General features: G+C 66.7%; 18 protein-coding genes. 8 read left to right on the plus strand and 10 right to left on the minus strand.

Features of this window, described 5'->3' with window-relative positions:
• Positions 1 to 182: 182 nt before the first annotated feature.
• The 3 genes from AMYHA_RS09635 to AMYHA_RS09645 form a co-directional block, all read right to left on the minus strand.
• Positions 183 to 1,277, minus strand: a complete 1,095-nt coding sequence (locus AMYHA_RS09635; RefSeq protein ID WP_034270192.1) for a hypothetical protein — start codon at positions 1,275 to 1,277, stop codon at positions 183 to 185.
• A 181-nt stretch (positions 1,278 to 1,458) separates the two neighbouring features.
• The gene (locus AMYHA_RS09640) at positions 1,459 to 1,878 is read right to left on the minus strand and encodes a recombinase family protein (protein WP_034270195.1); all 420 of its coding nucleotides are present in this window, start codon (positions 1,876 to 1,878) and stop codon (positions 1,459 to 1,461) included.
• 146 nt (positions 1,879 to 2,024) lie between these two features.
• A complete protein-coding gene (locus AMYHA_RS09645) occupies positions 2,025 to 3,248 on the minus strand; it encodes a TetR/AcrR family transcriptional regulator (RefSeq protein WP_051399713.1) in 1,224 nt (407 codons plus the stop codon).
• Positions 3,249 to 3,397: 149 nt separating this feature from the next.
• On the opposite strand from AMYHA_RS09645, the gene AMYHA_RS09650 reads away from it, so the two are divergent.
• Both AMYHA_RS09650 and AMYHA_RS09655 read left to right on the plus strand, forming a co-directional pair.
• On the plus strand, positions 3,398 to 4,609 hold the full coding sequence (locus tag AMYHA_RS09650; protein ID WP_034270198.1) for an acetyl-CoA C-acetyltransferase: 1,212 nt from the start codon (positions 3,398 to 3,400) through the stop codon (positions 4,607 to 4,609).
• A gap of 46 nt (positions 4,610 to 4,655) precedes the next feature.
• Complete coding sequence (locus AMYHA_RS09655; RefSeq protein ID WP_034270200.1) at positions 4,656 to 6,824, plus strand: 3-hydroxyacyl-CoA dehydrogenase NAD-binding domain-containing protein; 2,169 nt, start codon at positions 4,656 to 4,658, stop codon at positions 6,822 to 6,824.
• Positions 6,825 to 6,911: 87 nt separating this feature from the next.
• Here the strand turns inward: AMYHA_RS09655 and AMYHA_RS09660 are convergent, their stop codons facing one another.
• The gene (locus tag AMYHA_RS09660) at positions 6,912 to 7,517 is read right to left on the minus strand and encodes a TetR/AcrR family transcriptional regulator (RefSeq protein WP_034270203.1); all 606 of its coding nucleotides are present in this window, start codon (positions 7,515 to 7,517) and stop codon (positions 6,912 to 6,914) included.
• Positions 7,518 to 7,574: 57 nt separating this feature from the next.
• On the opposite strand from AMYHA_RS09660, the gene AMYHA_RS09665 reads away from it, so the two are divergent.
• The 3 genes from AMYHA_RS09665 (at position 7,575) to AMYHA_RS09675 (ending at position 9,778) form a co-directional block, all read left to right on the plus strand.
• Entirely contained in the window at positions 7,575 to 7,898 is a 324-nt protein-coding gene (locus AMYHA_RS09665; RefSeq protein WP_157361980.1) for a hypothetical protein, read from the plus strand.
• A gap of 9 nt (positions 7,899 to 7,907) precedes the next feature.
• Positions 7,908 to 9,125, plus strand: a complete 1,218-nt coding sequence (locus AMYHA_RS09670) for a cytochrome P450 (RefSeq protein ID WP_034270209.1) — start codon at positions 7,908 to 7,910, stop codon at positions 9,123 to 9,125.
• Positions 9,126 to 9,220: 95 nt separating this feature from the next.
• Positions 9,221 to 9,778, plus strand: a complete 558-nt coding sequence (locus AMYHA_RS09675; protein WP_034270212.1) for a hypothetical protein — start codon at positions 9,221 to 9,223, stop codon at positions 9,776 to 9,778.
• Between the two features lie 4 nt (positions 9,779 to 9,782).
• Here the strand turns inward: AMYHA_RS09675 and AMYHA_RS09680 are convergent, their stop codons facing one another.
• Positions 9,783 to 11,564: a hydroxysqualene dehydroxylase gene (locus tag AMYHA_RS09680; RefSeq protein ID WP_051399714.1), complete on the minus strand. Its 1,782-nt coding sequence runs from the start codon at positions 11,562 to 11,564 to the stop codon at positions 9,783 to 9,785.
• Between the two features lie 19 nt (positions 11,565 to 11,583).
• Positions 11,584 to 12,531 (minus strand): oxygenase MpaB family protein, encoded by a 948-nt coding sequence (locus tag AMYHA_RS09685; RefSeq protein WP_051399715.1) that lies wholly within the window; start codon positions 12,529 to 12,531, stop codon positions 11,584 to 11,586.
• Between the two features lie 111 nt (positions 12,532 to 12,642).
• Here AMYHA_RS09685 and AMYHA_RS25630 point away from each other — a divergent pair, with 111 nt between their 5' ends.
• The 3 genes from AMYHA_RS25630 to AMYHA_RS09700 all read left to right on the plus strand — a co-directional run bounded on the left by AMYHA_RS25630 (position 12,643) and on the right by AMYHA_RS09700 (position 15,616).
• Positions 12,643 to 13,251, plus strand: coding sequence for a TetR/AcrR family transcriptional regulator (locus tag AMYHA_RS25630; RefSeq protein WP_169732912.1), 609 nt, complete (start codon positions 12,643 to 12,645; stop codon positions 13,249 to 13,251).
• Between the two features lie 40 nt (positions 13,252 to 13,291).
• A complete protein-coding gene (locus AMYHA_RS09695) occupies positions 13,292 to 13,612 on the plus strand; it encodes a nucleotide pyrophosphohydrolase (protein WP_034270215.1) in 321 nt (106 codons plus the stop codon).
• Positions 13,613 to 13,723: 111 nt separating this feature from the next.
• Positions 13,724 to 15,616 (plus strand): DUF2075 domain-containing protein, encoded by a 1,893-nt coding sequence (locus AMYHA_RS09700; RefSeq protein WP_034270218.1) that lies wholly within the window; start codon positions 13,724 to 13,726, stop codon positions 15,614 to 15,616.
• Between the two features lie 216 nt (positions 15,617 to 15,832).
• Here AMYHA_RS09700 and AMYHA_RS09705 read toward each other — a convergent pair whose 3' ends face one another.
• The 4 genes from AMYHA_RS09705 to AMYHA_RS09720 all read right to left on the minus strand — a co-directional run bounded on the left by AMYHA_RS09705 (position 15,833) and on the right by AMYHA_RS09720 (position 20,788).
• Positions 15,833 to 16,471 (minus strand): MBL fold metallo-hydrolase, encoded by a 639-nt coding sequence (locus tag AMYHA_RS09705; protein ID WP_034270220.1) that lies wholly within the window; start codon positions 16,469 to 16,471, stop codon positions 15,833 to 15,835.
• A gap of 90 nt (positions 16,472 to 16,561) precedes the next feature.
• Complete coding sequence (locus AMYHA_RS09710) at positions 16,562 to 18,115, minus strand: acetolactate synthase large subunit (RefSeq protein WP_034270221.1); 1,554 nt, start codon at positions 18,113 to 18,115, stop codon at positions 16,562 to 16,564.
• Positions 18,112 to 19,761 (minus strand): FAD-binding dehydrogenase, encoded by a 1,650-nt coding sequence (locus AMYHA_RS09715; protein WP_084037016.1) that lies wholly within the window; start codon positions 19,759 to 19,761, stop codon positions 18,112 to 18,114. The genes AMYHA_RS09710 and AMYHA_RS09715 overlap by 4 nt, the downstream gene beginning before the upstream one ends.
• 79 nt (positions 19,762 to 19,840) lie before the next feature.
• Positions 19,841 to 20,788: an NAD(P)/FAD-dependent oxidoreductase gene (locus AMYHA_RS09720; RefSeq protein WP_034270225.1), complete on the minus strand. Its 948-nt coding sequence runs from the start codon at positions 20,786 to 20,788 to the stop codon at positions 19,841 to 19,843.
• Between the last annotated feature and the right edge of the window lie 35 nt (positions 20,789 to 20,823).

Genomic DNA, 20,823 nt, shown 5'->3' on the forward strand with positions numbered 1-20,823 from the left:
TCTCCCATTGGCCGCAGGCGGCCGTCGCTTACCTACTCGTGAGTAAAGTAAACCCTGCGGGCAGGTTCGCGCTAGTCGGGTGGCGCAGCTAACGCCCCGCAAGGGTGAACCAGGCGACTCACTGTGTGGGAGACATCACGTGCTGTCGGCGTCCGTGAGTCAGTATCCGTGCGCTGCGGCGATCACGCGAGGCTGCGTGCGGGATGCTCGAGATTCCTGGTCAGCGAGTGGCCGGTCATGGCGAACCCGATGAGCAGCAAGAGCGGCATGAGCCAGGCGATGGGGTACTTGTAGCCAACCGTGATGAAGTCCGGTGCGGCCGCCAGTGGGGCGGGAGCGTCCTCCGGCTTCGGCTCGGCCTCCTGCGTCGCGCTGGGGGCGTCCGCTATCTCGGGCGACGGGGCGTCGATGGGGTCTGGCGTCGGATCGGAGGGCAGTGGGGGCGGGGCGAACTCGGCCGGTTGGTCGAGCGCGGGCGGCGGAACGGTGAACTCGTCCTCCTCGTAGCTGAGTTCCGCGGTGATCGGCTTTGGTTCCTGCTGCCTGGGTGGCTCCGTGTCAGGTGGTGCGGGCGTGCTGGTTTCCTCGGCAAGGGGTGCCGCGTCCGCGGGCGGTGCTGGTGGCGCGGGTGGCTCGTCCGGCGGTTCCTGGTCCGAGTCGTAGTCCTTGCCGAAAAAGGTCACGTGCCAGGTCTCGGACTCCTTGACGGCCTTGGGCGCGGGCAGGATGGCCAGGGCGGCCGGCGTGCCGTCGGACCACGCGCGCAGGAAGGGTGCGAGGTCGACCCGGAAGGTCGGGGACGGCTTCGCTGAGAAGCGGGCGTTGGCCGAGGCAGCGTCGCAGTTGACGTCGGGTGGTGTGTCTGGCGATGCCTTGGTGTCGGAGACGGAATCGGTCTGGCAGACACGGAGTTTCGCCTGATCCGCCCGGACTGATCCGTCGCCCGGATTCATATCGACCGGCAACACGACGTGTCCCTCGGTGAAAGTGGCACCGAACGGCACGTTGGCGCCGAGCACATCGAGCTCAATGTAGGTGGCGGTTGTGGGGGTGCCGTTCGAAATGCCGACGTGGAGGGTGTTCCGGGGAAACTCTGAGGTGGGCGCCGTGGAACAGTCGGTGTCGCCCTCGCACGCGTCGTGTGCCGGCGACACATACCAGGCTTCGGATTTGGTGCCGACTGTCACGGAATCATCGCCTGCCGCCTGCGCCGCGAATCCATTCGCGACGGTGAGCAAACCGGCCGCGGCGAGAACCGCGATACGTCGAAGTCTCACGTGGTGCCCCACCAAACTCTTACCGTTAGGTCATCGACACATGAGAATCACCGTACTGTCCGGTTGCGACGTCGGTCAAAAATGGTCGGGAAAACCTCTGTACTTGTTTCTTTCTCGCGATTCTCAGTAGGTTTTCGTGATGTGGTTCGCGACAGTTCGAGTGCTGCCTGAACTGGTCACATCACTGCTTCGCCGTGGTCGGCCACGGTGGTTGCCAGGTACTGGAATCGGCACGCCCTTCGGCGAGAATGAGTCGCTTGCCGTGATCCCGGCACGGTTCGAGCAGTTCGACCGCGGTCATCTGTTCCATACTGTGAACGACGAGCACATCCCACGTCGCGGGTGGCTGGCCCGTTAGCCACGCCGCCAGTTGTGAGCGGTGCCAGGGAGTGCCGAAAGGGAAATCATCCTCAATCCACGTGACGATGCGCGCGTCATTGCTCTCGCACCACTGATCGATGGCATCCCGCTGCGGTGTGGCGAAAGCGCTCCGCAGCACGCAGACCGCCCTGAGCGTCTCGTGCTGCGTGCTGTTCTTTCGGCGGAGAAAATTGAAGATCACGGTTTCCGGCCTCCCCGTCGCTACGGGTTCGACGGCCACCGTATCGTCACACCGGCGATTTCCAGAGTCAATCAGCCCTATATTTCTCTCAGTGCCGGAAGTCAGAACTCACGAGCCTGGAAGTCGGAACTCAGGCCTCCGCAAGTCGGAACTCGCGGCCTCGGAGCGCGGGACTCGCGGCGTTGCTAGCGCGGCAGGCCGACCGCGACCGCCATGATCGTGGCCAGCTCGGCGTGCAGGTTCGGGCGTCCGGCGAGTCGCCCGGTGTGGATGACGTCGTTGGCGATGGTCAGCGCCATGTGCACCACGACCCTGCCTTCGGTCGCGCCAAGCTCCGGCCGGACGACGCGCAGCAGGTAGGTCCACTCCGCGACATAGTCCCGCTGCACCCGCTTCAGCTCGGCACGGTCGGCGTCGGACAACGCGCTGACCTGGCTGGATGCTGTCATCAGGTCCGCCGAGCTGGCCATGGTTTCGATGTAGGAGGCGATCAGCCCGCGCAGCGCGTCCGCTTCGCTGCTCGCCGTGCGCGCGACGGCGAGCCTGCCGAACTCCAACTGCTGCGCGATCCGCTGCGCCGCCGCCATGAACAGTGCCGCCTTGCTGGGGAAATGCCGGTACACGCTCGGTCCGCTGATGCCGGCAGCCGAGCCGATGTCTTCCATGCTGACGTCGTGGAAGCCACGGTCCTGGAACAGCTTGCTCGCCGCGGTGATCAGTTCGTCCTTGCGGGTCGTGCGGAGGAAGGTGGACTCCCGCGCGGTCTGCTGCGTCGCCGTGAGAGCTGGCTCGGTTGGCAGTGTGGTGTGCAACACGGCCCGTGCGCAGGCGATCAGCAGCTTCGTGTAGCGGCGCTTGGCGATTCGGGTGGAGTGCACGGCGGTGCTGCCGTACACGCTCAGCGCGGCCCAGCACAGCAAGTCGGCGTCGCGTTCGTCCAGCTCGGGCCGGAGTGTCCGCAGAGCGCCGCTCCAGCTGCCGATCAGCATGCCGGAACGCCTGCGCACCTCCCGCTGGTGCTCCGGGCTCAGGTTGCGCCGTTCCCAGCGCCACAGCGAGGCGACGTCGCGGTGGTCCACCGACATCGCGGCGAGGCGCTCGAGTAGTCCGTCCACCTGATTCGGGGCTGGCTTATCCGTGTCATCGAGCGCACGCTGGGTGGTGGCGATGAGTTCATCGATCCCGCTCAGCACGACGTGCGCGAGGATCGCCTGCTTGTCGGAGAAGTGCCGATACAGCGCGGGGCCCGTGACCCCGGCCGCCGCGGCGATGTCGGTGATGCCGACCTCGTGGTAACCGCGCGCGCAGAACAGCTCGGCCGCGACGGCGGCCAACTGTGCCTTGCGGTCGCGTGGCCGTCGGGCCGACCGGCGTCCGCGCGGGGTGTTAGCGGTATCCACGGTGTTCATAGGTGAACATACTGTAGCGTGAGATAAGCGTATGACAAGCCCACCGAACCCATTGACAACTGCGGAAATGCAGTCACTATGTTAGTGAGCATTAGCCCCATCCATGCAGCCAGTGTGGTACCGCCAGCGGCCAGGAAGGATAGATTGGCGTGAGTACAGAGGCGTTCATCTACGAGGCGGTTCGTACGCCTCGGGGCAAGGGCAAGAACGGGTCCTTGCATTCGGTCAAGCCGATCGACCTCGTCGTCGGCCTGATCGAGGAGATCAAGCAGCGGCACCCGAATCTCGACCCCGCCGCTATCGACGACGTGATCCTCGGCATCGTGTCCCCGGTTGGTGACCAGGGCGCCGTGCTGCCGCGCATCGCCGCGCTCGCCGCGGGCCTGCCGGACACCGTCGCGGGCGTGCAGCTCAACCGGTTCTGCGCCTCGGGTCTCGAGGCGATCAACCAGGGCGCGCAGAAGGTCCGCGCCGGATTCGACAATCTGCTGATCACCGGTGGTGTCGAGTCGATGTCGCGGGTGCCGATGGGCTCCGACGGTGGCGCCATGGCGATGGACCCGGCCACCGCGTACGACACCTACTTCGTGCCGCAGGGCATCGGTGCCGACCTGATCGCCACGATCGAGGGCTTCTCCCGGGAGGACGTCGACGCCTACGCCGCGCGCTCGCAGGAGCGGGCCGAGGCCGCGTGGTCCGGCGGCTACTTCGCCAAGTCCGTCGTCCCGGTCAAGGACATCAACGGCGTCACGATCCTCGACCACGACGAGCACCGTCGTCCCGGCACCACGACCGAGAGCCTCGGCAAGCTCAACCCGGCGTTCGAGGGCATCGGCGAGATGGGTGGCTTCGACGCCGTCGCGCTGCAGAAGTTCCACCAGGTCGAGAAGATCAACCACGTCCACACCGGTGGTAACTCGTCGGGCATCGTCGACGGCGCCGGGCTGGTGCTGGTCGGCAACGAGCAGGCCGGTAAGGACTTCGGCCTGACGCCGAGGGCGCGCGTCGTCGCGACCGCCGTTACCGGTTCCGACCCGACGATCATGCTGACCGGCCCGACCCCGGCGACCCGCAAGGTGCTGGACAAGGCGGGACTGAGCGTCGACGACATCGACCTGTTCGAGCTGAACGAGGCGTTCGCCTCGGTGGTGCTGAAGTTCCAGCAGGATCTGAAGATCCCGGACGAGAAGCTCAACGTCAACGGCGGCGCCATCGCCATGGGTCACCCACTCGGCGCGACCGGCGCGATGATCACCGGAACCATGGTCGACGAGCTGGAGCGCCGCGATGCCCGCTACGCCCTGGTCACGCTGTGCATCGGCGGCGGCATGGGCCTGGCCACTGTCATCGAGCGGGTCTAACAACTCCTAGGGCGAACGAGACTTCACACAACCGAGGAAACGGATAATGACTGAAGCGAAGACCATCCGTTGGGAGAAGGATTCCGACGGCATCGTCGTGCTCACGCTCGACGACCCCAAGCAGTCGGCCAACACGATGAACAACGACTACATCGAGTCGATGGGTGTCATCGTGGACCGGCTCGAGGCCGAGGCCGACGACATCACCGGCGTGGTGATCACCTCAGCGAAGAAGACGTTCTTCGCCGGTGGTGACCTCAACGACCTCGTCAAGGCGAGCAAGGACGACGCGCCGCGGCTGATGGAGCACGTCGGCCTGCTCAAGTCGCAGCTGCGCAGGCTGGAGACGCTGGGCAAGCCGGTCGTTGCCGCCATCAACGGCGCGGCGCTCGGTGGCGGGCTGGAGATCGCGCTCGCCTGCCACCACCGCATCGTGGCCGACGTCAAGGGCGTGCAGATCGGCTTCCCCGAGGTCACCCTCGGCCTGCTGCCCGGTGCCGGTGGCGTCACCCGCACCGTGCGGATGCTCGGCATCCAGGACGCCGTGATGAACTGGCTGGCGCAGGGCCAGCGCCGCAAGGCCGCCGACGCCAAGGAAAAGGGCCTCGTCGACGAGCTCGTGTCCAGTGTGGACGAGCTGCTGCCGAAGGCCAAGGAATGGATCAAGGCCAACCCCGAGGCCGCGCAGCCGTGGGACGTCAAGGGCCACAAGATTCCGGGCGGCACGCCGTCGAACCCGAAGTTCGCCGCGAATCTGCCCGCCTTCCCCGCCAACCTGCGCAAGCAGCTCAAGGGCGCGCCGATGCCCGCGCCGAGGGCGATCCTGTCGGCCGCTGTCGAGGGCTCGCAGGTTGACTTCGAGAACGCGCAGCTCATCGAGAGCCGCTACTTCGTGGACCTGGTCACCGGCCAGACCTCGAAGAACATGATCCAGGCGTTCTTCTTCGACCTGAACCACATCAACGGCGGTGGCTCCCGTCCGGACGGCTACGAGCAGCACACCGTGCGCAAGGTGGGTGTGCTCGGCGCGGGCATGATGGGCGCCGGGATCGCCTACGTGTCGGCCAAGGCAGGCATGGAGGTCGTGCTCAAGGACGTCTCGCAGGAGAACGCCGAGAAGGGCAAGGACTACTCGGTCAAGCTGGAGGAGAAGGCGCTCAAGCGAGGCAAGACCACGCAGGAGAAGTCCGACGCGCTGCTGAACCGCATCACGCCGACCGCTGACCCTGCCGCGCTCGAGGGCGTCGACTTCGTGATCGAGGCCGTTTTCGAGAGCCAGGACCTCAAGCACAAGGTGTTCCAAGAGATCGAGGACGTCGTCAACCCGGACGCGGTGCTTGGCTCCAACACCTCCACGCTGCCGATCACCGGCCTCGCGACCGGCGTGAAGCGGCAAGAGGACTTCATCGGCATCCACTTCTTCTCGCCGGTGGACAAGATGCCGCTTGTGGAGATCATCTGCGGTGAGAAGACCTCGGACGCCACGCTGGCGAAGGTCTTCGACTACACCCAGGCGATCAAGAAGACGCCGATCGTGGTCAACGACAGCCGTGGCTTCTTCACCAGCCGCGTCATCGGCACGTTCATCAACGAGGCGCTCGCGGCCGTTGGTGAGGGTGTCGAGCCGTCCACCATCGAGCAGGCGGGCTCGCAGGCCGGGTTCCCCGCGCCGCCGCTGCAGCTGTCGGACGAGCTGGCGCTGACGCTGATGCAGAAGATCCGGCAGGAGACACGGGCCGGTGTCGAGGCCGCTGGTGGCACGTGGACGCCACACGGCTCCGAGGCCGTCGTCGACCGGATGGTGGACGAGTTCGACCGCAAGGGTCGTGCCGCTGGCGCTGGGTTCTACGAGTACGACGAGAACGGCAAGCGCGTCGGCCTGTGGCCGGGCCTGCGCAAGGCGTTCAACTCGGGCTCTGGCGAGGTGCCGTTCGTCGACCTGCAGGAGCGGATGCTGTTCATCCAGGCGGTCGAGACGGTGCGCTGCTTCGACGAGGGCGTGCTCAACTCGATCCCGGACGCCAACATCGGCTCGATCTTCGGCATCGGCTTCCCGCCGTGGACCGGTGGCGTGATCCAGTACATCAACCAGTACGAGGGTGGCCTGCAGGGCTTCGTCGACCGCGCGCGCGAGCTCGCGGCGGCCTACGGTCCGCAGTTCGAGCCGCCGCAGTCGCTGGTCGACAAGGCGGCCAAGGGCGAGCGCTACGAGTGATCGCCTAGCTGTCTAGCCGCGTAAGGCCCGGGTGCCCTGGTGGGTGCCCGGGCCTTCGTGCGTCTCTGGGCACCTGTCTCTGGGCACCTACTGTGCCCGCAACCCGCCGAGCATGCGCCGCATGACATCGGCGCACTCGTCCATGACACGCGGTTTGTCCGCAGCGGGGGTATCCGCCAGCGTCATGCCCGCGGCGCCGAAGATCTGGAACGTGAAGCGGATTGTGGTGTCGACCGCCTTGGGTTCCAGGTAGCCCGCTTCGATCAGCGCGTTGACGGAGGTTTCGACCAGGCCATAGGCGTACTTCTCCTCGCACTCGTGCCAGCGTGCCAAGCCGAGCGCGGTTGGCCCTTCCTGCCAGACGATCCTGCTGTACACGGGGTCGCAGCAGAGGTCGAGGAAGGTGTCGATCGCGTCGATCGCGCCGTCCCACGGATCGCTGTGCTGGGCGACGGCCGTGCTGATCCGCTTGGTCATGTGCAGTTCTTGCTCGTCGAGCACCGCCTCGAACAACGCCTGCTTGCCCGCGAAGTGGTGGTAGACGGCACCGCGAGTCACCTGCGCCGCCGAGGCGACGTCCTCGAGCGATGTCGCCGCGAACCCGTGCCGGGTGAACAGTTCCGTCGCCGCCTCGATCAGGGCGGCGCGGGTCGCTTCTGCGTACATCTCTCGGCGTGACTTGACGGATCCCATACCCCGAGTATATTCACATACACAAGGTATGTGAGATTCAGAGGGTAGGTGGAGGTCATGTCAGGGTGGGAGCAAACGCACCGCCGCTACCAGCTCGTCTACGGCGTCGCTGACGACGTCGCGCGGCGCGGGCAGGTGGCGCTTGAGGAATGGCAGCCAGAGATCGAGGCGGAGTACGGCAGCACGGACGCCTTCTTGCTCGACGTCCGGCGCCGGTGGGATCTGGCGATGGCAGCGCGGATCGAGGACGACAGGCGGCTCGCCGACGTTGAGGCGGAGGTCGGCCGCGCCAATGCGGCACTGCGAGCGGTGCTGGTGCGGTTCGCCGACCACCCCGCGCTCGCCGGCCGCAGCAGGACGCCCGCGATCAGTATCGCGTAAGGAGACGAGATGTCCGAAGCAGTCGAGACCCCGCTGTTCGATCCGTTCGCGCCAGGGTTCACCGATGATCCGTATCCGCAGTACGCGCGGCTGCGTGAACAGGAGCCCGCGCATCAACACCCGTTGGGCTTCTGGATTCTCACCCGATACGACGACGTCGCCACGTTGCTGAAGTCCGGCAACTCGGTTGACGACGACAACCTCGCCGAAGGTCCGATGCGCGACCTGGTTCGCTCGACCTACCAGCACGACGGCCCGCAGTTGCGGGGCAGCTCCATACTCGATCGGGATCCGCCGGATCACACTCGGCTGCGGCGGCTGGTCGCCAAGGCATTCACCGTCCGCGCGGTCGAGGCGCTGCGGCCGCGCGTGGGCTCGCTGGTCGACGCCATGCTCGACGACGTCGCGGGCGCGGGGGAGTTCGACCTGATCGAGGCGCTCGCCTTCCCGCTTCCATTCGCGGTGATCACGGAGATGCTCGGCATGCCCGACGTCGACACCGTGCGGCTGCGCGAGTTGACCGGCACCGTCGTGCGCTCGCTGGAGCCCGTCGTGGACCCGGACTTGATGGCGCGCATTCAGGCCGCTGACGCCGAGCTTGCCGACGTCGCGGCCGAGGCGATCGCGTGGAAGCGCCGCAATCCGGGTGATGACCTGCTCACCGCGCTCATCGAGGCGGAGGAAGATGGCGACCAGCTCACCGACGAGGACCTGATCGCGCAGGTCGCGCTGCTCTACGTCGCTGGCCACGAGACCACGGTGAACCTCATCGGCAACGGTGTGTACGCGATGCTGCGGCATCCCGAGCAGCACGTGCGGCTGCGGGAGAAGCCGGGGCTCGCCGCCAACGCCGTTGAGGAGATGCTGCGCTACGACAGCCCGGTACAGTCCAGCCGCCGGATCACGCTCGCGCCGTATCGGGTGGGCGACGTCGAGATCCCCGAGGGTTCGTTCGTGAATGCTTCGCTCGCTTCAGCGAACCGGGATGCCGCGTTCTGGGGTGACGACGCCGATGAGTTGCGCATCGACCGGGAGGGTGCGCGTAGGCATGTGTCGTTCGGGGCTGGACCGCATCACTGTCTTGGGGCTGCGTTGGCTCGGCTGGAGGGGGAGGTCGCGCTGGAGCGGCTGGTGACGCGGTTCCCGTCGCTGGAGCTGGCGGGGGACGTCCGGTGGAACGGGCGGATCAACCTGCGCGGGTTGGCGACGCTGCCAGTGGCGGGCTGACACGTTTGCTGCTTTCCGCGCGGTCACGAGACCAAGCTTGTAGTCTCCGGCGTGATGATGAGCGGCATGTCCAACCCCGCGGACTGGGAGCCACGGTGACGCAGCCCCATTCCGCGGCGTCCACGCCGCATTCCGTGCCACTGCCCGATCGACTCGTGCGCACGATCAGGACTCGCTCCACCGCGCTGGGGGTGACTGTCCTGGTGCTCAGCCTTGCTGCCGTCCCGACACTGCTGATCGCCCCATACAGCTTGGTGCCGTATGCCGACCCGCTACGCCTTGGTGTGCCGTTGTTCGCCGGCATCACTGGATGTTGTCTGGTCGGCGCGGGCGTGTTCACGCTCGTTGCTCGGGGCAGCGTGGCGGATAGCCACCTTCGGCTGAACACCATGCGCGTCACGCGTGCGGGTCTGCTCTTCGCCGTGGTGTTGTCGACTATCTCCGGGCTCGTCGCGTGGGGCGTCCTGGCGCTCGTCGCGTCGACACCACCCGAGCGGTACCGGGACGAGGTTCAGTTCGACACCGGTGAGTGGCTCTATGTGCTGCTGCTGTTCGGTGCGATCGCGCTCATCTGGGCGTGCTTTTTCGCGCTGCGGCCCGTGTTGTGGCGCTCGCGGTATGTCGCGAGGGAGTGGATCCGCTGGGGAGCGTGATTCCTTACGCGTCGTACTCGAACATGTTCGGCTGACCTGCCGCGTAGCGCTGCTCGTCGATCCGCTTGAACGGTTCGAGCTCCTCGGGCTGGTAGAGCCGCCAGGTCGGGGCGGGCGGCGCACTTGATCCTGTCGTCTCGAGTAGCGCGTTCACCGCGTATCGGGCGGATTCGTTGGCGCCTTCCATCGTGGCGAGGTCGACGTCGGTACGCACGTAGTCGCCCGCAAGGAACAGGTTCGGCAGCGCGGTGCGTACGGTCGGCCGCAGGTCCCATGATCCGGTGGTGTTGATCAGCAGCGGCTCGTCGTTGTGGCTGCCGTCGTCGTCCCATGTGATCGCGGGGTCGAGGAACCACGCCTCGACGTCGGACTCGCGCAGCACCTCATCGCCGCTGTCGTTCAGGCTGGCCATGAGCTGTGCCAGGACCTCCCGCGCGATCTCCTCGGCAGTACAGTCCTTCGCCTTCTTGCCATTGAAGCCTGGAGTGTCCCAGTCGGAGATGTCCACCGACAGGCAGTCGACCACCGTGCCGTCGCCGAAGTCGTTCGGGAAGTCGTGCCGTGGCCAGAACTGTGCCTGGTTGATCGACGTCAGCGCCCAGGGTGCGTGCATGTAGGCGACGTGGCCGGGACAGATCGATACGGGGCGGTTCAGGTAGAACTGAATACCCGTCATCCAGTCGACGAACAGTCCGTCCATCCTGGACAGTGTGGAGTCCATCGACCGCAGCTCATCCGACCACAACAACCGGGCCTTCTCCGCGGGCAGTGCGCAGAAGAACCAGTCGGCGTGAATTCGGCTGCGACCACCCTTGGCGTGCCGCGCGGTCGCCGACGTGATGCGTCCGTCTCGCAGGCGCAGCTCGGTGACGTGGTGGTCCAGATGGAATCTGACGCCGAGCTGCCGCAGCAGGCCAACCCACGGATCGATCCAGGCCTCGTTCGTTGGCCCGTTGAGCAGCCGGTCGGGTTCACCGTCGTTTCCGCGTCCCATGATGTTGAGGAGGAATGCCTGTGCCATGGTGCCGATCGTTCGCGCACTGGCCCGGGTTTCCTTCGCTGCGACCAGCTGTCGGGTGAGACCCCTGGCGAGCAGTTGCTGGTAGTCGTCCGAACGATTCTCCGCGTCGACGTACTCCCACCACGACACGTACTCCCATTGCCCGTAGCGGCGCGCGTCGCAGCTGGTCAGATACACCCAGATGCGGTTGCTGAAGTAGGCCCACTCGTCCGGCGGGATGCGGGTCCCGAGGTCGAGCGCGGCTCGCAGGGTCTGCGTGATGGTGTCAGCGCTCAAGAGTTGCGGGTCCATTCGCGTCGGTACCGTCAGGTCTGGTCCGTCCTGATAGGACTGCCGGGTGGCCGCGGTGTCGGTGAGGTTCTCGTAGACAGTGTGGTCACCAAACGGGATCCGTCGCATGGTGTCGGGGAGGTGGTGGTAGAAGCCGGGAAAGAAGCGGAAGCCGTGTTCCCCCGGGAGCGGCTCTCTGTCGCCGCTTCCCGTGCCGGGTACCGGCATACTGCGCGCTTTTCCACCCAGTTCCTTGCCCTCGTAGACGTCGACCTCGAACCCACGCTCGATCAACTCGTGGGCGGCCGCCAGGCCGGACATCCCGCCGCCGAGTACGGCCACTCGGCGTCCCGCGCTGGCGGGCCCGGGAAGTGCCGCGTTGGCCTTCAGCGGATTCGCGGTCATCGTGGCTGTCGCGCCCGCCATCGCGGACATGCGGAGCATGTCGCGTCGGGACAGCCTGCGACGTAGCCAGGGAGTCGGGGGATTGGTCATCGGGCACTCCGTTCTGTCGTCAGGCCGTCGGGCGCGGCAGCAGCCGAGTCGTGGTGAGCAGGCCTACGCGGGCGCGTGCGGCTCGGGTCTCGGGCAGCGGGCCTGCCGCATAGTGGATGCCGTTGAGCGCCGACCACATCGCCGCGCGGCGCAGCCGGATCGACGTCGTCGAGGAGCGGGGTACTCGCAGTAGGCGCTGTGCCCAGCGCGGTTGCAGATCGAGGACGGCCCACTGCAGCAACCGCAACGCGGGACGCAGCGGGGCGGGCGACACCGCACCACCGAGCCCGGCAAGGAACTCGACCGTCGGCATCGTGACACCCATGAGCGGGATCGACGCGCGTAAGCAGTCCCGCACGTCGGACTTTGTCGCTGGCAGATCGGTGCCACCCAGTGCTTCGCCGACCCGGGTGAACTCCCGGTAGTAGACGTCGAGGTCAGCGCCTCGGAGCGGATGCGGGTGGTACCGCTCGTGGGCGGTGGCGATGCCCCAGACCACGGTCGCGTACGCCCAGCGCAGCGTCTCCGGGTCAGCCGCGTCGTAGCCGCGGCCATCGGGTCGCTCCCCTCGGACGGTGCCGTGCATGCCGCGGACCGTCCTGACGACGCGTTCGGCGGCGTGGCTCGGGCCGTAGGCCACGGCCATGAAGAAGGAGTATGAGTGCCCGGCACGGGTCAGCAGACCCTTGAGGTCCAGCCCGGACGGTTCACCGTTCACCCAGCGCACGCCGCGTGAATGCTGCTGACCCATCCACGCGAAGTCCGGATGCAGGGTCTCGATCGCCGCCGAGGCGAACAGCCCGAGAACAAGGGCGGGAGTGTGTTCGTGCACGTACCAAACGGCGCTGTCCGGGCCGAACCATCCGGGGTCGCCGTCAGGCGCGTCGAAGGTCACGCCTTTGAAGAAGTTCCTGCGGATCAGGACGTCGAACGCCTGGTCCACCACCACGCTCGCCGGGTTCGCCATCACCGCCGCCTCCCGTCATGATGTGACACGTATGCGTGTCAGATGAGGGTAGCGTACGATCTGACACGAGCTAGTGTCAATATGGATGTCTCGCCCGGAGGAGGTGACGACGTGCCGCAGACCCGCCGCACGTATCGCGGCATGAGCGCTGAGGAACGACAGGCGGAACGGCGCAAGCAACTGCTCGCGGCGGGTCTGGAGCTCTTCGGAACTCACGGGATCACCGCGACGCGGGTGGACGACGTTTGCGCCGAAGCCGAGCTGACGAAGCGGTATTTCTACGAGAACTTCTCGTCGCTGGAGGAGTTGCTGCTCGCGGTCGTCGAGGACGTGCTGGCCGATCTGACCGCGCGAGTCGTACCGGTGATCGCATCGAGCGGATGGCGCGACCCGCGGCCGATGCTGTCGACGTTCATCGGCGCGATGCTCGACGATCCACGTTTGGTGCGGTTGCTGGTGATCGAGACGCACACCGGGGCGCTGGTGCGGCAGCGGCACCAGTTCATCGAGCGTGCTATCGACGTCTGGCTCGAGGCGGCACCCGACCGCGACCGGGACCCGTCACTGTTGCAGACTCAGCGGTTGCTGGCGCACGCGTATGCGGGGGCCGTGGGGGAGGTCGCGGTGGCCTGGGCGAGTGGCCGCATCACGATGTCCGCGGAGGAGATCATCGATCACCTGGAGCGGATCTTTCTGCGAATCGCTCCGCAGGTGGGGTGAGTTGCGGCATCACGGCAGCGGAAGATGGTAGGCAGCCACTATGACCCTCGATGATCTCAGCCAGCGACTTCGCGAGTTCGCCGACGCGCGCGATTGGCAGCGTTACCACACACCGAAGAACCTTGCCATGGCGTTGTCCGGCGAAGTAGGCGAGCTGACAGCACTGTTCCAGTGGCTCACACCGGAAGAGTCAGCACGATGGCAAGACGCCCCGGATTTTGCCGCGAACGTTCGTGACGAGTTGGCCGACGTCACCATTTACCTCGTCAGGCTGGCCGATGTCCTCGGTGTCGATCTGCTCGACGTCGCCAAGACCAAGCTCGACCGCAACGAGATCCGGTTCCCGGCGCCACGGGACTGATCACATCCACTAACCTTGACAACCGACATCGCGGCCCGACGGGCACCGAAGTAGCCACTTCGTCGCTGCCCCCACCCGCGCGTGAATCACGCGTGCCTTGTGGGGTAAGAAGTGGCTCTCGTCCGGCGGAGTGCGGCCGACCTGCTCGTGGAAGCCAAAGCCGATCGGTTGCATGATCTGCTCGCGGAACAAGCGGCTTACAAGCTGGAATCGCGAGTGGGTACGAGCGAGATAGCTTCCTGGCGGAAGAGCCTGCCGACGTTTCTGACCGACCTCGTTGAAGCTGGTCTTGGGCACATCGAGGTGTTGCTGGAACACAAGCTGCCGCACAGCCCCAAGCGAGTCGATGCCGTGCTCTGCGGTACGCACCCACGCACGGGCGAGCCCAGTTTCGTACTCGTCGAGCTGAAGCAGTGGTCCAAGGCGGAGCTGCAGGTCGGCGAACTGGTTCGCATCGCGGCCTACGGTGACGAGCCTGTGCTTCACCCAGCTGAGCAAGTACGCCGGTACTGCCAGTACCTTGTTGACTCGACGCCGGCGCTCGCCGCGCAACCATACGTCGTCCGCGGGCTCGCTTATTTGCATAACGCATCCACCGAAGGCGTCGCCTCGCTGAAGCAGTACACTCCGGACGAGTACGGTCAGCTCTACACGCTGGATGAGCGGTCCGCCTTTCTTGATCGGCTACGAGCGCTGCTCGACCCGGAAGCGGACCAGGCTGTGGCGCGCAGTGCCGCCGACGACTTCCTCGGTTTCCATCATGCTCCGTCCAAGCCACTGTTGAATCTGGCGGCCAGTGAGGTGCGTGAGCGAGAGCAGTTCGTCCTGCTTGATGAGCAACAGGTCGCCTATGAACTCGTCACCCAAGCTGTTGAGCGGGCTCGCGCGGCAAATACCCGGACCGTCGTCACCGTCCTTGGTGGGCCCGGTTCGGGCAAGAGCGTCATCGCTCTGAGCCTGCTCGGCGAACTCGCACGTCGCGGTCGCACGGTCCACCACGCCACAGGATCGAGCGCGTTCACCAACACGATGCGCAAGATCGCTGGACGAAGGAACAAGCGCGTGCAGTCGCTGTTCAAGTATTTCAATAACTACACGGCGACCGAGCCTCGCGGCCTCGACGTGCTGATTTGCGATGAGGCACACCGCATCCGCGAGACAAGTGTCAACCGCTACACGAGCAGGGCCGTGCGTGAGCGAGCTGGGCGGCAGATCGATGAACTCATCGACGCGGCATGGGTGCCGGTGTTCTTGCTCGATGAGAACCAGATCGTACGTCCAGGAGAGATGGGGTCGCTCGACGAGATCACCGCGGCGACCCAGGCCAAGGGCTGCGCACTTGAGGTCGTACGACTTGACGGCCAGTTCCGTTGCGGTGGCTCGGCGGCGTTCGACACCTGGGTCGCCCGACTGCTCGGGCTCGATCCGCAACCACCCATCGAGTGGGGCACGCTGGCCAACGCGGTCGACGACGACTTCACGGTTACAAGCGCACCTTCACCCGACGCCCTGGAATCCTGGCTACTCACCAAGGCAGCCGAGGAAGGTGGCACAGCCAGGGTAGCGGCGGGATTCTGCTGGCGTTGGAGCGATCCGGTCGCTACGGATACCGGCAAACAACTCGTCTCCGATGTCGTCATCGGAGACTGGAAGCGGCCCTGGAATGCCAAGCCAGACAAACGGGTGCCCGATGCTCCCGAGTCGTACTACTGGGCATCGGACGAGCGCGGGTTCGGGCAAGTTGGTTGCATCTACACGGCGCAGGGTTTCGAGTACGACTGGGCGGGCGTCATCTTCGGTCCTGATCTCGTCCGCCGTGATGGCGAATGGGTGCCGCGACGTGACTACTCCCATGATGGTGCCGTCAAGAAGGCCGACGATCTGCATTTCGGCGCTCTGATCAGGAACACCTACAAGGTGCTGCTCACGCGCGGAATGCAAGGCGTGTGCGTCTACTCGACGGATACCGAGACGCAGGAGTTCCTCGAACGGATGACGCGCTAGGAACGAAGCCCCACATGAGCCACGGCTCGCCTGAGCGCAGCGCTAGCCACACTGCGCGAGGGGGAGTCCGGGTGATCTACCTGGACACTTCCATCATGTCTCCACGGTTTCGCGTTTGATGCTGAGGTCCGCCCGATCGGCGGCGCGATGGCCCGCATGCCAACCAGCCCCGTTGTTGATCGGGGACGACCTTAACGGCCGCCCCCGACAGTTTCCTCAGTCTGCCGTCAACGAGCGCAATGCTTCATCCACACAGTCGGCCCAGGCTTGCTCGCCGAGCTCGGTGACGCCCGAGTCGCCGGCGAACGCGCTGGAGATCACGACGTCCGGGGTGAGATCGGCGAGACCGGACAAGCTGGCCGCCAGTGCGCCGCGGTCGCTGAAATCGGGAATATAGCCGGCGAACCACTTACCTTCCGCGTCGCGCAGAATGGAGTCGCCGGTGAACAGATACGTCAAGCCGTGCACGGAATGAACCAGGAAGCAGGCGCTGCCTGGTGTGTGCCCTGGCGTTGGGATCACCTCGAAACCGTCCAGTGCCACATGACGCTCGTCAAACGTGTCGTCGGGTGGGCACGTCTTCGCGACCAGATCCGCCTCGACCGCACTGGAATGCAGCGTCGAGCCGAACCGCTGCTTGATGGTGGCCAACGACGGCGCGATCTCATCCTGGTGGCTCAGATACTGGTGAGCCACACCGCCGAGCTCGGCCATGTCGTCGATCTCGTGCTCCAGCGTCGTGTTGTAGAACAGCACGTTGCCACTGGGCGCGGTCCACAGGTAGGCGTGGGTGCTCAGTCCTGGCGCCGGGAACTCCGGCTCGGTCTCCCACAGGTCAGGCTGGATTTGCTTCATGGTGTTCCCCTCTCGGTAGCCTGGTTACCGAGAGGCTAGAACTTCGAGTTAAGTCGAAGTCAAGTTCGCTCGTCCAGCGGCAGTACCGACTCACAGCAACGGCGGCACGGCCGCGTCGATGAGGTGTGGACCCGGTTCGGCCACCGCCCGTGCGAACTGCTCCGCCAACTCCTCGCACGTCGTGGCCCGGGTCGCGGGCACGCCCATACCCTCGGACATCTTCACGAAGTCCATCTCCGGCGACGACAGATCGAGCAGCGACTTCGCCGTCGGCCCGGACAAGTCCGCGCCGACCCGCTGCATCTCCATCCGCAGGATCGCGTAGGCGTTGTTGTTCAGGATCACTGTGGTGACGTCGAGGTTCTCCCGCGCCTGCGTCCACAACGCCGACAGCGTGTACATCGCGCTGCCATCGGCCTCCAGGTTGATCACCGGACGACCCGGCGCTGCGATCGCGGCACCTGTCGCCACCGGCATGCCCTGGCCGATCGCGCCGCCGGTCAGGGTGAGGATGTCGTGGCGAGGCGAGTTCGCCGTCGCGGCGGGTAGCAACAGCCCCGAGGTGTTGGCCTCGTCGGCGATGATCGCGCCTTCGGGCAGCAGCGCGCCGATGACCTCGACCCAGTTCTGCGGCGTCAGCTCACCGGACGGCACCGCAGGCGGCCGCGCGGGCGACAACGTTGGCTTGGCATCGGCCGCCACGCGCTCGGCCACTGCCTCCAGCGCGGCGGCGACGTCGTGCTCCCGGTCGGCCAGCGTGTGGACCTGCGCGCCCTCGGGGACCAGGTCGCTTGGTTTGTCCGGGTAGGCGAAGAACGTCGCGGGCGACCGCGCTCCGGCGAGGATCAAATGCTTGACACCGTCGAGCTGGTAGGCGGCCTGCTCAGCGAGGTAACCGAGTCGATCGATGGCAGGCAGTCCCGTGCCGCGCTCCAGTCGCGCCGGGAACGTCTCTACCAGCGTTCGCGCGCCGGTGGCGTTGGCGATCCGGCTGGTCGCCAGCAGTCCGCGCTCCCGGCACGCGCCGCCGCCGATCAGTAGAGCCGCGGGCTCACCACTGCGCAACACCTCGGCCACCGCATCGAGCGTCGCGTCCGGCGTCGCCCGAGGCGTCCGCGGCGGGACCGGATCGACCGCGACACCACTCTCGCCCCAGGAGACGTCGGCGGGCAGGATCAACGTCGCGATCCGTCCGGGCGTGTCCATCGCCGCCGCGACGGCCGCTGCCGCGTCCGCGCCCACATCGGCGGGATGCTCGCTGCGGCGTACCCACCCGTTCAGCGACCCGGCCACCGCCTCGATGTCCGACTCCAGCGGCGCGTCGTAAGCCTTGTGGTACGTCGCGTGGTCGCCGACGACGTTGACGATCGGCGTGCACGCGCGGCGGGCGTTGTGGAGGTTCGCCAGCCCGTTGCCCAGGCCAGGTCCGAGGTGCAGCAGCGTTGCCGCGGGCGTGCCCGCGATGCGGGCGTAACCGTCCGCCGCACCGGTGACGACGCCCTCGGCGAGGCCGAGCACGCCGCGCAGCTCGGGCACGCCGTCGAGGGCGGCGACGAAGTGCATCTCCGATGTCCCCGGGTTGGTGAAGCAGACGTCGACACCAGCGTCGACCAGGGTGCGGAGCAGAGACTGCGCGCCGTTCATAGCGCCGCCACCAGTGCGCGGCCCGCCTGACGTCCGGAGAACAGGCAGCCACCGAGGAACGTGCCTTCCAACGCCCGGTAGCCGTGCAGCCCGCCGCCACCGAAGCCCGCGGTCTCACCGACCGCGTACAGGCCGGGCAGGGGCTCGCCGTCCGAGCGCAGTACGCGGGCGGAGAGGTCGGTCTCCAGTCCGCCGAGCGTTTTGCGGGTGATGACGTTCAGCCGGACGCCGATCAGCGGCCCTGCCTTCGGATCGAGCAGCCGGTGCGGTGTGGCGACGCGGACGATCTTGTCACCGAGGTAGTTGCGCGCGCCGTGCATCGCGGTGATCTGCATGTCCTTGGTGAACGGGTTGGCTAGTTCGCGGTCGCGCGCCAGCACCTCGCGCTCGACGTCGTCGGCGTCAAGCAGTGGCTCGTCGGTGAGCCCGTTCATCTTCGCGACCAGGTCGCGGACGTTGTCCGCCGTCACGAAGTCTTCACCTTTGTCGAGGAACGCCTGCACCGGTGACGGCGGGCCGGACAGCACCCGCTGCTTGACCGTCTCCCGGACACTCTTGGCAGTCCAATCTGGATTCTGCTCGGAGCCCGACAGCGCGAACTCCTTCTCGATGATCTTCTTGGTGAGGATGAACCACGAGTGGTCGTGACCGGTCGTGCGCAGGTGCGCCAGCGTGCCGAGGGTGTCGAAGCCGGGATAGAGCGGCACGGGCAGTCGACGTCCCCGCGCGTCCAGCCACAGCGACGACGGGCCCGGCAGCACCCGGATGCCGTGCTGCGGCCAGATCGGGTCGTGGTTGGTGACGCCCTCGACGTAATGCCACATCCGGTCGCGATTGATCAGGTTCGCGCCCGCCGACTCGCTGATGCCGAGCATCCTGCCGTCGACGTGCGCGGGCACGCCGGTGATCATGTGCTTCGGCGGGGTGCCGAGGCGATCCGGCCAGTTCGCGCGGATCAGGTCCTGGTTGCCGCCGATGCCGCCGGACGCGACGACGACCGCCTGCGCGCGCAGCGAGAACGTGCCCACCTCGACCCGCGAGCTTTCCTGGCCGCGTGCGACGGTGCTTGGTTCAAGCACTGCCCCCGCGACGCCGTCGACGGCGCCGTTCGTGACGGTCAGCTCGTCCACCCGGTGCCGGAATCGCAGCTCCACCGTGCCCCGCTCGACGCCCGCCCTGACCCGGCGCTCGAAGGGCTCGACCACGCCGGGGCCGGTGCCCCAGGTGATGTGGAAGCGCGGTACCGAGTTGCCGTGGCCGGTGGCGTTGTAGCCGCCGCGCTCGGCCCAGCCGACCACCGGGAACCAGCGCATGCCCTGCTCATGCAGCCACGCGCGCTTCTCGCCAGCGGCGAAGTCGACATAGGCCTCCGCCCAGCGCCGCGGCCAGCGGTCCTCGTCGCGGTCGAACTCTGCGGTGCCGAGCCAGTCCTGCCATGCCAGATCGCGCGAGTCGTGGATGCGCACTCTGCGCTGCTCGGGGCTGTCGACGAAGAACAGCCCGCCGAGCGACCAGTGCGCCTGTCCGCCGAGCGAGGCCTCCGGTTCCTGCTCGACGATGATGACCCGCTTGCCCGCGTCGGCCAGTTCGGCCGCGGCAACCAGTCCGGCTAGACCGGCACCCACCACGATCACGTCCGCGTCCACTGCGCACCTCACCTTCCACCGGAGTTGATCGCAGCGTAGTACTGACCGGTAGCCGGAGAAAGGTGAGCGGTGCTCGTTTCTACTGCCGGTGTTGCGCGACCATTCGAGAGGTGTCTGCCATGATCAGGTCGGCGTTGATCTGCGCTGCCGCGTGCGCGCCTGCCGCAGCGGCCGGACCGACCTGGGCGGCCGGTTCAGTGACGTTGCCCGCGACCCACACTCCGGGCACGTCGGTGCGTCCGGTCGCGTCGGCGGGGATGTGCTCGCCCGTCCCTGACGGGTGTTCCGCCGGCTTCAGTCCGAGTTCTGCCAGGAACCCCGCGCGGGCGACCATCCTGGGTGCGACGACCAGCGCGTCACGCCGGACCAAGGAGCCGTCGCTCAGCTGTACACCGGTGAGGCGGTCGTCTGCGCCCTCCAACGACGTCACCTCGCCGTCCACCACGGGTATGCCCCACGCGGCCAACTGCTCGGCCTGCTCAGTGGTCGGCGGCAGCGTGTGCGCGAAGTAGGTGACATCGTCGCTGAGCTGCCGGAACAGCAACGCCTGGTGCATCGACATCGGCCCGCTGGCGAGTACGCCGATTGTCTGATCGCGGACCTCCCAGCCGTGGCAGTACGGGCAGTGCAGCACGTCGCGGCCCCAGCGAGCCCGCAGCCCGGGGATGTCGGGTAGTTCGTCGGTGAGACCGCTGGTGACCAGCAGGCGTCGCGCCCGGGTTGTAGTGCCGTCGGCGAGCGACACGGTGAAGTCGTCACCGCGTGTCACGGCGGTGACCTCGCCGGATATCACCTGGCCGCCGTAGCCGCGGACCTCCGCCCGGCCAGTTTCCAGCAGTTCAGCTGGGTTGGTGCCGTCGCGTGCCAGCAGTCCATGTACGCCTGCCGCTGGGGCGTTGCGCGGGGCGCCCGCGTCGATTACCACCACCGAACGCCTGCTCCGCGCGAGCATCAGCGCCCCGTTCAGTCCCGCGGCCCCGCCGCCGATCACGACTACGTCGTAGCTGTCCCTCAGTTGATCAGTCATATGGCCAGCATGGGAGCCATCTCGTATACTTGGCA

Source organism: Haloechinothrix halophila YIM 93223, assembly GCF_000504245.1.
In the GTDB taxonomy this organism is placed as follows: domain Bacteria; phylum Actinomycetota; class Actinomycetes; order Mycobacteriales; family Pseudonocardiaceae; genus Haloechinothrix_A; species Haloechinothrix_A halophila.

Excerpts from the sequence above, each read along its gene's own strand:
- AMYHA_RS09645 (WP_051399713.1), bottom strand. The coding sequence starts at position 3,248 with ATGAACACCGTGGATACCGCTAACACCCCGCGCGGACGCCGGTCGGCC.
- AMYHA_RS09655 (WP_034270200.1), top strand. The coding sequence starts at position 4,656 with ATGACTGAAGCGAAGACCATCCGTTGGGAGAAGGATTCCGACGGCATC.
- AMYHA_RS09660 (WP_034270203.1), bottom strand. The coding sequence starts at position 7,517 with ATGGGATCCGTCAAGTCACGCCGAGAGATGTACGCAGAAGCGACCCGC.
- AMYHA_RS09665 (WP_157361980.1), top strand. The coding sequence starts at position 7,575 with ATGTCAGGGTGGGAGCAAACGCACCGCCGCTACCAGCTCGTCTACGGC.
- AMYHA_RS09670 (WP_034270209.1), top strand. The coding sequence starts at position 7,908 with ATGTCCGAAGCAGTCGAGACCCCGCTGTTCGATCCGTTCGCGCCAGGG.
- AMYHA_RS09680 (WP_051399714.1), bottom strand. The coding sequence starts at position 11,564 with ATGACCAATCCCCCGACTCCCTGGCTACGTCGCAGGCTGTCCCGACGC.
- AMYHA_RS09685 (WP_051399715.1), bottom strand. The coding sequence starts at position 12,531 with ATGGCGAACCCGGCGAGCGTGGTGGTGGACCAGGCGTTCGACGTCCTG.
- AMYHA_RS09695 (WP_034270215.1), top strand. The coding sequence starts at position 13,292 with ATGACCCTCGATGATCTCAGCCAGCGACTTCGCGAGTTCGCCGACGCG.
- AMYHA_RS09705 (WP_034270220.1), bottom strand. The coding sequence starts at position 16,471 with ATGAAGCAAATCCAGCCTGACCTGTGGGAGACCGAGCCGGAGTTCCCG.
- AMYHA_RS09710 (WP_034270221.1), bottom strand. The coding sequence starts at position 18,115 with ATGAACGGCGCGCAGTCTCTGCTCCGCACCCTGGTCGACGCTGGTGTC.
- AMYHA_RS09720 (WP_034270225.1), bottom strand. The coding sequence starts at position 20,788 with ATGACTGATCAACTGAGGGACAGCTACGACGTAGTCGTGATCGGCGGC.